General features: G+C 61.9%; 16 protein-coding genes and 1 pseudogene. 11 read left to right on the top strand and 6 right to left on the bottom strand.

Going from position 1 to position 12,194, the window contains the following annotated elements:
- The first annotated feature begins 1 nt into the window (after position 1).
- Positions 2–3,301 (top strand): hypothetical protein, encoded by a 3,300-nt coding sequence (locus tag ACNKFW_RS15585; protein WP_418024963.1) that lies wholly within the window; start codon positions 2–4, stop codon positions 3,299–3,301.
- Between the two features lie 562 nt (positions 3,302–3,863).
- Positions 3,864–4,130, top strand: a complete 267-nt coding sequence (locus tag ACNKFW_RS15590; RefSeq protein WP_418024964.1) for a hypothetical protein — start codon at positions 3,864–3,866, stop codon at positions 4,128–4,130.
- Positions 4,131–4,177: 47 nt separating this feature from the next.
- On the opposite strand, the gene ACNKFW_RS15595 is transcribed toward ACNKFW_RS15590, so the two are convergent.
- The 3 genes from ACNKFW_RS15595 to ACNKFW_RS15605 form a co-directional block, all read right to left on the bottom strand.
- Positions 4,178–4,492, bottom strand: coding sequence for a hypothetical protein (locus ACNKFW_RS15595; protein WP_418024966.1), 315 nt, complete (start codon positions 4,490–4,492; stop codon positions 4,178–4,180).
- Positions 4,486–5,052 (bottom strand): Panacea domain-containing protein, encoded by a 567-nt coding sequence (locus ACNKFW_RS15600; protein ID WP_418024967.1) that lies wholly within the window; start codon positions 5,050–5,052, stop codon positions 4,486–4,488. The genes ACNKFW_RS15595 and ACNKFW_RS15600 overlap by 7 nt, the downstream gene beginning before the upstream one ends.
- A 172-nt stretch (positions 5,053–5,224) precedes the next feature.
- Positions 5,225–5,566: an Arc family DNA-binding protein gene (locus tag ACNKFW_RS15605; protein ID WP_418024969.1), complete on the bottom strand. Its 342-nt coding sequence runs from the start codon at positions 5,564–5,566 to the stop codon at positions 5,225–5,227.
- Positions 5,567–5,649: 83 nt separating this feature from the next.
- Here ACNKFW_RS15605 and ACNKFW_RS15610 point away from each other — a divergent pair, with 83 nt between their 5' ends.
- From ACNKFW_RS15610 to ACNKFW_RS15645, 8 genes are all read left to right on the top strand, one after another.
- Positions 5,650–5,832: an Arc family DNA-binding protein gene (locus ACNKFW_RS15610; RefSeq protein WP_418024971.1), complete on the top strand. Its 183-nt coding sequence runs from the start codon at positions 5,650–5,652 to the stop codon at positions 5,830–5,832.
- A 70-nt stretch (positions 5,833–5,902) separates the two neighbouring features.
- Positions 5,903–6,649, top strand: a complete 747-nt coding sequence (locus ACNKFW_RS15615) for a phage antirepressor KilAC domain-containing protein (RefSeq protein WP_418024973.1) — start codon at positions 5,903–5,905, stop codon at positions 6,647–6,649.
- Positions 6,646–7,002: a hypothetical protein gene (locus tag ACNKFW_RS15620; RefSeq protein ID WP_418024975.1), complete on the top strand. Its 357-nt coding sequence runs from the start codon at positions 6,646–6,648 to the stop codon at positions 7,000–7,002. Before ACNKFW_RS15615 ends, ACNKFW_RS15620 begins: the two co-directional genes overlap by 4 nt.
- A 123-nt stretch (positions 7,003–7,125) precedes the next feature.
- Positions 7,126–9,450 carry a hypothetical protein gene (locus ACNKFW_RS15625; RefSeq protein ID WP_418024977.1) on the top strand — a complete coding sequence of 775 codons (2,325 nt, stop codon included), beginning with the start codon at positions 7,126–7,128 and terminating at the stop codon, positions 9,448–9,450.
- Positions 9,450–9,746: a hypothetical protein gene (locus ACNKFW_RS15630; RefSeq protein WP_418024979.1), complete on the top strand. Its 297-nt coding sequence runs from the start codon at positions 9,450–9,452 to the stop codon at positions 9,744–9,746. Before ACNKFW_RS15625 ends, ACNKFW_RS15630 begins: the two co-directional genes overlap by 1 nt.
- 9 nt (positions 9,747–9,755) lie before the next feature.
- On the top strand, positions 9,756–10,382 hold the full coding sequence (locus ACNKFW_RS15635) for a glycoside hydrolase family 108 protein (protein WP_418024980.1): 627 nt from the start codon (positions 9,756–9,758) through the stop codon (positions 10,380–10,382).
- A gap of 1 nt (position 10,383) precedes the next feature.
- Positions 10,384–10,575 carry a hypothetical protein gene (locus ACNKFW_RS15640; protein WP_418024982.1) on the top strand — a complete coding sequence of 64 codons (192 nt, stop codon included), beginning with the start codon at positions 10,384–10,386 and terminating at the stop codon, positions 10,573–10,575.
- Positions 10,576–10,722: 147 nt separating this feature from the next.
- Complete coding sequence (locus ACNKFW_RS15645; RefSeq protein ID WP_418024984.1) at positions 10,723–10,923, top strand: hypothetical protein; 201 nt, start codon at positions 10,723–10,725, stop codon at positions 10,921–10,923.
- On the opposite strand, the gene ACNKFW_RS15650 is transcribed toward ACNKFW_RS15645, so the two are convergent.
- The 3 genes from ACNKFW_RS15650 to ACNKFW_RS15660 are packed head-to-tail and all read right to left on the bottom strand — an operon-like array spanning position 10,914 to position 11,685.
- Positions 10,914–11,339: a hypothetical protein gene (locus ACNKFW_RS15650; RefSeq protein ID WP_418024985.1), complete on the bottom strand. Its 426-nt coding sequence runs from the start codon at positions 11,337–11,339 to the stop codon at positions 10,914–10,916. The two genes, ACNKFW_RS15645 and ACNKFW_RS15650, sit on opposite strands and share 10 nt — an antisense overlap.
- Complete coding sequence (locus ACNKFW_RS15655) at positions 11,336–11,500, bottom strand: hypothetical protein (RefSeq protein ID WP_418024987.1); 165 nt, start codon at positions 11,498–11,500, stop codon at positions 11,336–11,338. The genes ACNKFW_RS15650 and ACNKFW_RS15655 overlap by 4 nt, the downstream gene beginning before the upstream one ends.
- Positions 11,497–11,685 carry a hypothetical protein gene (locus ACNKFW_RS15660; protein WP_418024989.1) on the bottom strand — a complete coding sequence of 63 codons (189 nt, stop codon included), beginning with the start codon at positions 11,683–11,685 and terminating at the stop codon, positions 11,497–11,499. Before ACNKFW_RS15660 ends, ACNKFW_RS15655 begins: the two co-directional genes overlap by 4 nt.
- A gap of 244 nt (positions 11,686–11,929) precedes the next feature.
- On the opposite strand from ACNKFW_RS15660, the pseudogene ACNKFW_RS15665 reads away from it, so the two are divergent.
- Positions 11,930–12,127, top strand: a pseudogene (locus ACNKFW_RS15665) (winged helix-turn-helix domain-containing protein); the annotation flags it as partial.
- Positions 12,128–12,194 lie beyond the last annotated feature (67 nt).

Genomic DNA, 12,194 nt, shown 5'->3' on the forward strand with positions numbered 1-12,194 from the left:
CATGCCCATTGATCGCGATACCGTTCTTGGAACGCCGAAGGTTCCCGCCGGGCTTGGACTCGATCCGTCCCTGTCCCAAACTCTCGGGGCGGCATTTGAGCGCGACAACATGGTCGGGTCCGCGCTGGCGTCCGAGTCGCTGTGGGCAAGGACGCAGGGCGATTTCTATGACATCGACCGAAACTACAACGTCTTCGACGATATCGCCGGATACGAGGATCACATGGACCGCTTTGAGGGCGCGTTCAACGCCAAGGCCGCAGCCGCGATAAAATCCGACATCGACCGAGAAATTCGGAACCGTCGCATCCTTGAGGCATCGGGTTGGGTGGGAACGGCTTCGCAATTCGGCGCGAGCCTTGCCGACCTCCCGACGCTTCTTCCCGGCGGCGTCCTGGCGCGCACCGGCGGCAAGATCGGCTATTCCGCTGCAAAGTCGGCACTATCCGTCGGGGCGGCAGCCGGCGTTTCCGCCGCGCTCCAGGAGGCCGGATTGCAGGCGACGCAGCAGACCCGCACGGCAGAGGAATCGGCATGGACTATAGGCGGATCGGTGGTTCTGGGCGCGCTTCTTGGCGCCGGGGCCGGTGCGCTCATGTCACGCTCGGAATACAAGGCGGCATCGAAGCTCATGGAGGATGCCGCCCGTCCTGATTTCGATGCCGCTACGGATGCCTTGCACGCCGAGCTTTCGATCATGGCCAAGCCGGAAAGTGCTGGCGCGGCGGCGGCGCCCGCCGTGACCCTCGACGATTTCGGTGTGGCGGGGAAGGCTGCCAGCAAGGCGGCGAAGGCCACGGCGCGGCTCAACCCGCTTCTGCGCACCCTGCACAGCCCGTCTGTCGCGGTGCGGGAAATCGCATCGCAGCTGATGGAGAACCCGGTCTATTTGAAGCGCAACCTCGAAGGGCAGGGCGAGGCCGCGGCGGAAACCTCGATGAAGGAATGGACCCGCGGCGCCGTCGGCTCGACCGTCGAGGACATGAACGGGGCTTATCAGGCCATGCGCAAGCGCGGCGTGGCCATGACCCGCACCGAGTTCAACAACGCTGTGGGACAGGCAATGCGCCGCGGCGACCGCAGCGACATACCCGAGGTCGCCCAAGCCGCTGCCTCGATCCGCTCCAAGGTGTTCGATCCGCTGAAGGATCGGGCCGTCGCGGCCGGGCTGCTGCCCGAGGGGGTCAGCGTCGACACGGCCGAGAGCTATTTCTCGCGGGTCTGGAATCGCCCCGTGATCGAAGCGAACGAAGCCGAGTTCAAGCAGATCCTGCGCAACTACTTCGACGGGCAGGTGACGGCGGCGGCGCAGCGCGCGGCGGCCGAGACGGACAAGGCGACCACCAGCCTGCGCAGCGCGCGAGAAGCCATCGAGCGCGGCATAGCGGGTCGGCAGGCTGATGCGTCGACGCTGTCCGATGGCGTTGCCCGCGGCGTGGCCGATGTGATGTCAGACGATGCCATGCGTGCATTCCGCTCCGGCGTGGACACGCTGGCCGGCCGTGTCGTGAGCGAGTTGGACGAGGCCGATCTGGCCAAGCTGGCGAAGATCGACGCCGATCTGGAAGCCCTGGGGCGGCGCGGCGAATACGACTGGTTGTCCGATGCGGATCGCAAGAACTACCTCGATGAAATCGTGGACAGCGTTTATGAAGTTGTCACCGGCCGCGCGCTCGATGCCGACTTGCCGTCGAATATCATTCCCACCAAGCGCGGCCCCCTGGCAGAGCGAACCTTTCATATTCCCGACGAACTGGTCGAGAAGTTCCTGGACAGCAATGCCGACCTGATCATGCGCCGGTATGCCCGCGTGATGTCGGCCGATGTCGAGCTGCAAACGCGTTTCGGCAGCGTCACCATGAAGGATCAGATCAAGACCATCCGGGAGCAATACGCCCAGATCCGCGCCGAACTGGAGAAGAACACCGAGTTGCCAGAGACGGCCAAGCAGAAGCAACTGGCGAAACTCGCCGCCAAGGAAAAATCTGATATTGAGGACATCCAGGCTGTGCGAGACATGCTGCGCGGCACTTATAACGCGCGTTCCCAGACCACCGCCTTCGGCCGGATCGCCAATGCGGCGATGACCTTCAACTACCTGCGCGCCCTTGGCGGCGTCACCATATCTTCGCTCACGGATGCTGTGCGCCCGGCCATGGTTCATGGACTGAAATCCTACATGGAGGATGGGCTCAAGCCGCTGATCAGGAACATGCAGGGCATCAAGCTGGCGAAGAAGGAGGCCAAGGAGGCCGGGGCCATTTCGGAAAAGATCCTGCATTCTCGCCTCGCGACGCTGGCCGACCTGACCGACCCCTATGCGCAAGGCTCGCCTTTTGAACGGTTCCTCCAGAATGCCTCCGTCGGTTTCACGAAGATGACCGGCCTGCTGCACTGGAACGATTTCCAGAAAACGCTGGCCGCGACGATGACGCAGAACCGTATCCTGAAGAATGCCGAGATTGCCGCAGAGCGTGGATTTGATGCGCTTCCGAAGGCAGAGCAGGCATATATGGCCTATCTCGGCCTGGGCCGGGACGGCGCCCCGCTGCTGGGGCGGCTGTTCCGCGAGCATGGCCAGGTGATCGACGGCGTGCGGGTCGCCAATTCCGAGGTTTGGCCGGCCGAGATGGATCACATGGTGCGTTCCTGGCGCGCGGCGATCAACAAGGACGTGGACAGCATCATCGTCACCAAGGGCGTTGCTGACGTGCCGCTGTTCGCCAGCACCACGGTCGGCAGGATGCTGCTGCAATTCCGCTCCTTCGCCCTAGCCTCCAACCAGCGCGTCCTGTTGCGCGGCCTGCAAGAAAAACAGACCCGGTTCTGGGGCGGCGTCATCGCCATGTCGGCAATCGGGTCGTTCATCTACATGCTCAAGCAGCTCGAAAGCGGGCGCGAAATCTCGGATAATCCGGGCACCTGGATTGCCGAGGGCTTGGACAGGTCCGGCATCTTCTCTCTCGCGTTCGAGGTGAGCAACGCCATGGAAAAGCTGGGCGGTCCTGGCATCTATCGCACTGCCGCCGCGGCATTCCCCAGCAAGAGCCAGAAGGCGCCCGCGTCTCGCTTTGCGTCGCGGTCGGTAGTCGGGTCATATGCCGGTCCGTCCTTCGAAATGCTAACTGATTTGGGGTCGGCCGTCGGCATGGGGTTCCGCGCCCTTGATGGCGACCTGGACATGACCGCCGGAGACGTGGGCACCCTGCGCCGCCTGACGCCTTTCGCCAGCCTGCCCTATTGGCGCTGGCTGATCGACGGGCAGATCGTCAATCCGTTGAAGGAGAGCCTTAGCGATTGAGCTTAGGGTGTCAGACGGACGCCGGAATCAGCCCATTTCTTCTCAAGTCGCTCTGCCTGTCTCTTGAGGCCTCGATACTGAATTATTCGGTAGGAGCAGATCGCTGCGGTCGCCGCAGCCACGACTATCGCAGGCTCGAATTTTTGGGTGGTCATAGAATAGAGGATATAGACTCCGCATCCCACCGCCAGATACAGGAGGACTGGATAGGCCATACTGGACATTTCTTCGGAAATTTTCCGGAACTCTTGCTTGTCTCGTTCGAGCGTTACCTCATGTCGAGCGGCCAAATAGACCGAGAAGTTTCGCGGGTCATCTAGATCGACCATTTCTTCCCTCTCGTAGCGGTCGGGCGGCAACCTCTGCCGACGCGCGGGGCGTCCGTCGCAGCCGGCACCCGGCTGAGGGTATGATGAGCGGATTCTGGGTCTTGGCGCAAGGGTTGGCGCGGCCGTGGCATGTAGTGCAGGGCGTGTTCAGCGGGCGGGACGCGACGAGGGATTAACGGCTCGACAGATCACGGGGCGGTGATATTGTCGCGACTGTAGCCTGTGGAGGAACCATGTCAAAGATCGCTATCTTAGCCCTCGCCGTTGCCGTCCTATCTGGGTGTGTGCCGGTGAATCCCGACGGGACTCAGGGACAGAAAGGAAGCCTGGCGTGGTTCAGCACTGCAACGCCGGAAGCCAAAAAAGCTTACTATACGGAGATATGCATGGGCTACGGCTTTAAGATCGGCACTGCGGACATGGCGCGCTGTATGCAAGAAGAGGTTCGGCGGGTGAGCGCCAGCTTTGACAGGTTCGAGGACAAATACGGCGCCTGGTAAGGCGCCGCCCATCACTCCGCCGGGTGATGCTTGCCGCACGGTGTGCCTCAGATGTAGTCGAGATCGTCGGCCATTGCATCTGGCGCCGTTATCTCAATCCAGCGCAGTTCGACGGTCTTGGTTTTCTCGTCAGGGCAGAACCAGACGCTGTGGGAAAGCGTGAAGTCTGGTCCGTTGATCCGCAGCTTGGTGCGCGCCAGATACATGCCCTTAACATCGGTTTCGTCGAAGCCCATAGGATACCTGGCCAGCGCATACAGGATAGGCGCAATGGCCTCGTCAACCGACCGGGCGCCGCCACAGTTGGCGACGCCGCGCAAATAGTTCTCATCCTCAACGATGGCCCAGAGCAACGTTACCAACCCAGCTCCGCAGCGAGTTCCCTCGTCCGATCCTGTTCGGCCTGGCTCAGCGGGGACGTGTCCAGGTGGGCAAATTCATAGGGGATAGCATCCCGAAGATTCACCACGCGCCAGCGGACATCGTGCGACGCATCGCTCACTTCTCTGGCGCTTTGCCCCCACAGTTCCTCAATGAAGTGGTCGACGATGTCGATCTCGTCTCGCGTGAAGAACTGCATGATTGGTTCGCGCTGCGCAACGGTTCGGTGGAAGCCGATTTCTTTGGGATCGTCTGGGCCTTCCAGACGGATCGCCCCCTCTTCGATCAACTCCCTGCGGGTAGGGATGAGCGCCTTCGGCGCCGGCCCCTGCGGCAGCTTGAAATACCGCATGCCTGTCAGTGGCACGCCGAACTTCTCGAAGGCGGTAAAGTCAGAATGGTAAAGGATCTTGTTCAGCTTCACCGCGCCGAAGGTCGGATCCTTGGCACATTCCTTCGAGATGTAAACGATCAATTCGCGAAACCGCTGCACCCCGCGCTCGACGGGGTAGGTTTCGTGCAGATATTGGCCGTTTGCCATGCTGAACCTCCTTCCGGTCGTCGAATCTGGCGCTGTTGCACCCGTGTATAACATAGGAAGAAATCCACAAAACACCAAATCAGCATGTGGATAACTATTCCGTACGGGGCTGAGGCCGGTCTGCGCTGGTCGCCAGCAGCTTTGTTCGCTCGTTACGGATCAGGGACATGGGTTAGCCTTGCCTGGGGGCGAACTGAAGCACGGGGCGCCCGTCATGGCCGACCTCCGGGTGCACTTCATAAGGCAGGTTCGCCTCCTTAAGCTGGGCGTTTACCGCATCAGCGATGCTCTGATGTTCTGATGCAGGCGCCCCTCTAAGCCTTTCAAGCAACGTGATGATGATGTCGTTAAGGCTCATCGGCGGCGCCGGGTATTCCTTCTCCAGCGTCGCCACGATTTCGGCGTTCATGCTGCGATTGTTCGCCTCGGCGGCAGCCTTGATTCGGTCCCGCATCCCGTCGGGGAGGCGGAGCATATACTGGTCTTTCCATGCGCGAGACGATTCTTCAGCCATACCTATCCAATGGGTGCAGAAAGTTCTTGACGCAAGGCCCTATCCAGTGGATACATGACCATACCCATTGGATAGGATAAGGCATGAAGAAACGAACAGACTACCCGAGCGGTCAACTTGATCAGTTCCAGCTGCGTCTCCCGAAGGGGTGGCGGGATCGGATCAAACAAGAAGCCGCCCGCAACCATCGCCCGATGAACGGCGAGATTCTCGCCGCCATCGAGACCGCCATGCGGATCAAGGGGGTGCAGCTTGAGGCATCCTGAAACAAATGAAGGCGCCGGGACGGCCATCCCAACGCCTTCGATCATCCCAACTCACCAGAAGGAACTGACCATGAAGATGGAACACAACCGGCCGGAAATCAAGATGCCGGCAATCATCGGTGGCATGAACGAGCCGCTCACCATGTCCAGCCGCGAGATCGCGGAATTGTGCGAGAAGCGGCACCCGGACGTTCGCCGGGACATCAAGGCGATGATGAGCGGCCTTGGGGACGATGTGAGCAGATTTGCTCACACCTACCAAGACGCTGCGGGTCGGCAGCAGGAGGAATACTGTCTGCCCAAAGACCTGACCCTGACGCTTGTCGCCGGCTACAATGTGGTCCTGCGCAAGCGGATCATCGACCGCTGGCTGGAACTGGAAGGGCAGGGGGTTCCCGCCATGCTGACCGGCCCGCAGTTGATGGCGGCGGCACTGATCGAGGCGGATGCGACCATGAAGGCGCAGGCGGCCCAGATCGAGGCCATGCAGGAGGACGTTGAGGCGCTCGACCGGATCGCGAAGGCTGACGGCTCACTGTGCATCACCGATGCAGCCAAGGCCTTGCAGATGCGCCCGAAGGATCTGTTCGGGTGGCTGCGCGAGAACGGCTGGATCTATAAGCGCCCCGGCGCCGCGCATGATCTCGGCTATCAGTCCAAGACCGCATCGGGCCTGCTGGAACACAAGGTGACGACCGTGCTGCGGGCTGACGGCTCGGAGAAGGTAACGGAACAGGTTCGCGTCACCCCGCGCGGGCTGGAAAAGCTGGCGAAGCTGGTGTTCCCCGCTGCCAAGCTGATCGGGGGTGCCCAATGAACCGCCGCGCCCTTCTCGCCGCCGGCCCGGCCGCTCTGGTTGCTGCCCCGGCCTCGGCGCTGTGCATCATCGACCCGGCCGACACGCCGGTGATGCGGCTGTTCCGGGAGTGGGAGGCCCATACTCGGATTGTCATTTCGGCCTGCGACGATCAGAACATGCCGGAGGATGAGCTCGAAGAACTCTCGCAGCGGCAGACCGACATCGAGGATGAAATCGCCCGAATGCCGCCGCAAAACCTGCGGGACTTCGCCGCGAAGATGTTCGCGAGGTCAACCGGCGGCAAGCATGATCTGCCACGCGAGGAGGATTGCCCCGGCCTTTGGGCCGAGGCTCGTGCGCTGATCGGCTGAACCCCGCGAGCGAAATCCTGGCAAGCCCCGCTCCGGCGGGGCTTTTCCATGCACCCCCCGCCAACATATATCGCCCGTCTCCTGGTTCCTACCCTTCGCCTGACCCCATGCAGGCAGGCGAAGATGACGGTAGAGAGCGCGAAGAACAAGGCAGGCCCCTTCAACGTCACCGGGACGAGCGGGACGTTTCCCCGCGACTTCCTGCTGCTTGATGAGGATCACCTGCGGGTGATCCGGGTCCGGGACGGCGAAGAAACCGACCTGACCTCGGGCATAGGCCATACCGGGATAGGGACGGCGGACGGAACCGTCGTCATCTCGACCGGTATCCAGAGCGGCGACCAGATCTATCTGCTGCGCGCCGTGCCGAACCTCCAGCGCAGCGATTACAACGCGCAGGGCCGGGTCAGGACGGAGCAGGTCGAGAGCGACCTCGACCTGACGATCATGCAGATCCAGGATCTTCGCGAGGCGCAGGGCAGGGCGCTGACCTTGCCGGTGTCGTCAGAAATCGGCGGCGAGGAGGCCATGGCGGCTGCGCTGGCGGCGCCAGAGTATGCTGCGCAGGCGCGCGAGGCGGCGGAGGATGCGCAGGCTGCGGCCGCGTCGGTTCCGCCGACTTTCGCCAGCCGCATGTCGGCGGCGGCGATTGTCCAGCAGTTCCCCGATGGCCGGGAAATCAGCATCGAGGGTATCCGCTATATCGTTGATAGCGCGGCCACGGGCATGAACTCCGCTATGTGGGATATGGGGGTGGACGGAGTTCGTTGCCCCGATCTGCCTGATAACTCGTTCCTATTCCTCTCCTTCGATCAGGATATCAGCGGTGGAAAGGTGCGTCTTCTGGTCGGCCAGACGACTAAAGAAATGCACCACCTCAATACCTTGCCTCTGGAGTTTGGCAATGGTGTTGCGATGGGTGGCCTATCGCCATCGATAACTTTCAAGGACGGCGTCTGGTATTTTATCAATGCCGCTTATGTTGTGGGAACACGCGATTTTGCAGTTTTCCGGTCGCGTGATCTGATAACGTGGGATAGGACATTTTGTAACTTTGGCCCTGATCCGATCACGGACGCGAACACCCCATTGCCGGGCGGATCGTCCCCTCCCGATTTCTTTTGGGGCGCGGAGGGATTTTTCGATACAGACGGCACGCTTTATGTTTTCGCCTCCGTCAGGTACGGTGCAGATTTCACAGATGCTTTTGGCAATACGGTCAAGCACTTCCGCACATATATGTCACGATGCAACGACCTGAACGCTCTGACATTTGATGAGCCTGTAGCGATAGACCCTGATGGGGACACGCAGTCGTTGATTGATCCGCATATCGTCCGCGGTGAAGATGGTAGATATTGCCTCTCCCTCAAGGATGAAGATACCAAGCGGATCCGGATTTATTTCGGATCGTCAATTAATGGACCTTGGGCATTTTCAAACGAGGTTTCAGACCCGAATTTCAAGATCGAGGGACAATCCATCGTCCCCCGACGCTATCTATCGGGCGGCAGCGTCAGCATAGCCTATGACATGCTGGTCGATGCGCACAACGACATCAATGGCGTCAGGTCTGTTTTGCCCTTGCGCTACACGGCCACGGACTTGGCCGGGCCATGGTCTGCTGGCGAGATGGTGCTATCTTCCATGCCTGTGAGGCACGGCACCCTAGTCAACCTGTCGATGATGGATCCGGCCGCTCACGCCTCTGTGCGCGCAGCGATGGCTGCCTACGGAGGGGCGCCGGTGGCCTTCAACAAGACGGCCGTCCAACTGACCACGGGGCCCAACACCATCTATCCACAAGAAGGTGGGGTATATTATGTCACCGGCATCGGAAATGCAGCTGATGTGACCATCAAGGAAGGGCCGGCTGATAGCTTTTGGCTCGGGTGTTTCAGCACTACCCAAGGGACTGGCATAAACGTATTGAACGCGTTTGCTGTCACTTCGCCGTTCTCGCTTGGTTTTGGGTCTGGATCAGATCGGATGGTCCTTATGAAACGCCGCCAATATGCCGACGGGTACTATCCAGTCGGATATGATGGTCGAGCACGTTTCCAGGCAACGAAGGGCGGGACACCCCAAACCATCCCTGACAATACAGTAACCAAGGTCACTTTCGGCACCGAAACGCGCGACCACGGCGGATTTTATAATTCCGGAACCAGTGAATGGACGCCGCCGGCTGGATGGTATGAATTATCGGCAGCTTTGCTATGTAGCGGCCTGTCTGACAGTGGAAACACTATTATACTTCGAAAGAACGGTGTTCTGCTGGCTCAATCATCACATGTATCGCGTAGCGGGAGCAACTCCACGCTGGCTGTGACAGTCGATGCATATGCGAACGGATCTGATGTATTCGATATCGCCGTTCAGTTGGGCAGCGGAGGAACTGTAACTGGGGCTGGATCGAATACCTGGTTCAAAGGGAAACCTGCCTGATGACAGATCCGAGCCCCTTCCGCAGCCTGGATTTCTGGATCGCCGTCGGCGTGGCCTTGATCGTCAAGGTGAAGTCCTCGGCGCAGCTTGGCCCTGTCAGCGTCATCACTACCGCTGTCGTGGCGATTGGCGCTGCATGGATCGGCACCGATTACGCCGCCCAAATCCTGCGCGTGCCCCAGCCCATTGCCGCCGCTGTCGTCACCCTGACGGCCGAGGGCGCCATGCGCTGGCTGCTGATCGCGGTGAACGACCCCAAGCAGGCCATCGACCTCTGGAAGCATTGGCGGAAATAGGAGAGCGCCATGAGAAGCAATTTCGACCGCTGCTTGGCCGAAACCCTCGCTCACGAGGGGGGCTGGGCGGACGACCCGCGCGACGCCGGCGGAGCGACGATGAAGGGCATTACCTTCGCCACCTATCGCGCCTGGAAGCGACGGCCGATCACCAAGGCCGAGTTGCGGAACATCTCCGACGCCGAGGTGGCTGCGATCTACCGGCAGAACTACTGGGATGCCGTGCGCGGCGACGATCTGCCGGCGGGGCTGGATCTGGTGGCCTTCGACGCGGCAGTCAACAGCGGAGTCTCGCGCGGCGCGAAATGGCTGCAAACTGCGCTCGGCGTGACGGCTGACGGGATGATCGGCCCGCAGACCATCGCAGCGGCAAAGGCGGCGCACCCCGAGGCCGTGATTGACCGGGCGATCAGCGCGCGGCTGGCGTTCCTGCGGGTGGCGAAAAACACCAAGACCGGGGCGTTGCTGTGGCCGACCTACGGCAAGGGCTGGACGCGCCGCGTGGAAAGCGTGCGCGAGACGGCAATAGCCATGTCGAAGGTGACGACGCCGAACGCCACCAAGCCTGCGGCGCCGTCATCTGGCATCATCGCCGCGCTTCTGGCGCTTTTCAAGTCCATGTTCGGAGGGAAGTGACATGCCCCAACTGATCGCCCGCATCATCCTGCGCTACATCGCCGGCATCCTTGTCGGCTGGGGCATGCTCGGCCCTGATACCGGCTATCAGATCGCCAATGACCCCGATCTGGCAATCCTGCTGGGCATGGGCATCGCGGCCATCACCGAGGGCGTCTATCTCATCGCCCGCAAGCGCGGCGATCCGACATGATCGCCCGGATCAAGGGCTGGCTCGCTGCGCTCGGGCTGGCCCTCGCTGCTGTTCTCGGCGCATGGCTCAAGGGCCGGTCACGGGGCAGGGCGGACGCACAGGCGCGAGAGGATGCGGCCTATCGTGAGACGCGCAGGAGGATGGACGATGTATCGACTGATGATCTTGACGACGCTGACGTTACTGACCGCCTGCGCCGGCACGCCGGTAAGCCAGACCGCGATCTGTGACGGCACCGCGGCGTCCCGCAAGGCGCTGGCAGCGGCGCTGGTCGAGGACGGCGGGGCGCAGTCGCAGCGGGCAGGGCTGCGGCTGTTGGACCAGATGGCGGCGGGCTGTCACCCCTGACGCCGGGCGCGGTGCTGCTTCGCCACTGCTGATGCCATTGATGTCCCTGTGAACGATGGGCTGCACGGATCGAATGGGCCGCCTTGCAGCCAATTGCGATCCGTCGCGAACATTTCCACGGCCTCCGCCAGCGCGTCCGCATGCGCCCGCTCGTCGGATAGGGCGGCGCGCAGCCTCTCCACCTCGGCGCGGAGACTGTCCAGTTCCGCTTCACGCCTGATGCGCAGACGGCGTTCCTCTTGGACCATGGCTTTCTGCAAGCCGAGTTGCGTGTGGAGGCGGGCGAGTTCGTCGGCGGCTTCGGTGGCGAGCGCGGCGCCAATGCAGAGGTCTTGCCCGCCGTCGAGCCGCCCCCAAGCCTCGCTTGACTTGCATTCGGCGCACTCCCGCAGCCGCTCTATCAGGTCGTCACTCATCGCGCGTCCTCCGGGGGCTGGGGCAGGGTGCAGCCGCAAGGCCACTCCGGGCACGTCTCATCGACCGGCAGCCCGTCCCATTCGTCGCACCAGTGCTTGTGCTGGCCTGTCAGCGTCCTGCCTCGCCAATGCAGGCAGTCGCGCTCCCATTCGTCGCTCATGTCCTCTCCTTCCGAAGGATGTTTCGAGCCGCCTTGATCGCTCCCCAGCGCGTCTCGAACTTCTCGCCGTCCAAGACCAGCAGCCCGAACGGGGATGCCTTTGCGGGCTGCCAATGCTCTTCGCCCCTCACCTTCTTGGCTCGGGCCATCCGGTCAGTGGCCCTGCTGGCTGCGGATCTGGTCATTCTTCCCTCTCCTTCTGGTCGCGGGGGTGGGTAGGCTTCTGCGCTCGGCGAACGCGGGTAGCGTGTCTTGCCCAGATCAGACCGGCCACGCCGAAAGCGAGCGGTCCGCCCAGGGTGATCAGTTCCGCACCGTTCATGGCGTCATTCCTCTGTGGTGGGGCGTTTCAAGATTCCCGATTCGGTCCCGGTTTGTCCTGACCGATATTTCAGCCATCGGCATTGATTCCCTTGGGCTTTCCATACGTTCCTGAACCACCTTTACGGCGGCATGGACGAGCCCGAGTTGAAGATCATCGACGTCTTCGTCTGCAAGCTGCGCAAGAAGCTGGCGGCGGCGATGAACGGCGAAAGCCATATCGAGACGGTCTGGGGTCGCGGCTATGTCCTGCGCGATCCCGCCTCCGAGATGCAGAATCCCGAGCGCATGGCCCTGCGCGCCTGAGCGTCGCGGGCGTCGGGGTCGCGCAACGCCGTGGGGCCGGCGCTGGACAATCCCGCCTTCGCCCCGG

The organism is Paracoccus sp. TD-10 (genome assembly GCF_048270675.1).
In the GTDB taxonomy this organism is placed as follows: Bacteria; Pseudomonadota; Alphaproteobacteria; order Rhodobacterales; family Rhodobacteraceae; genus Paracoccus; species Paracoccus pantotrophus.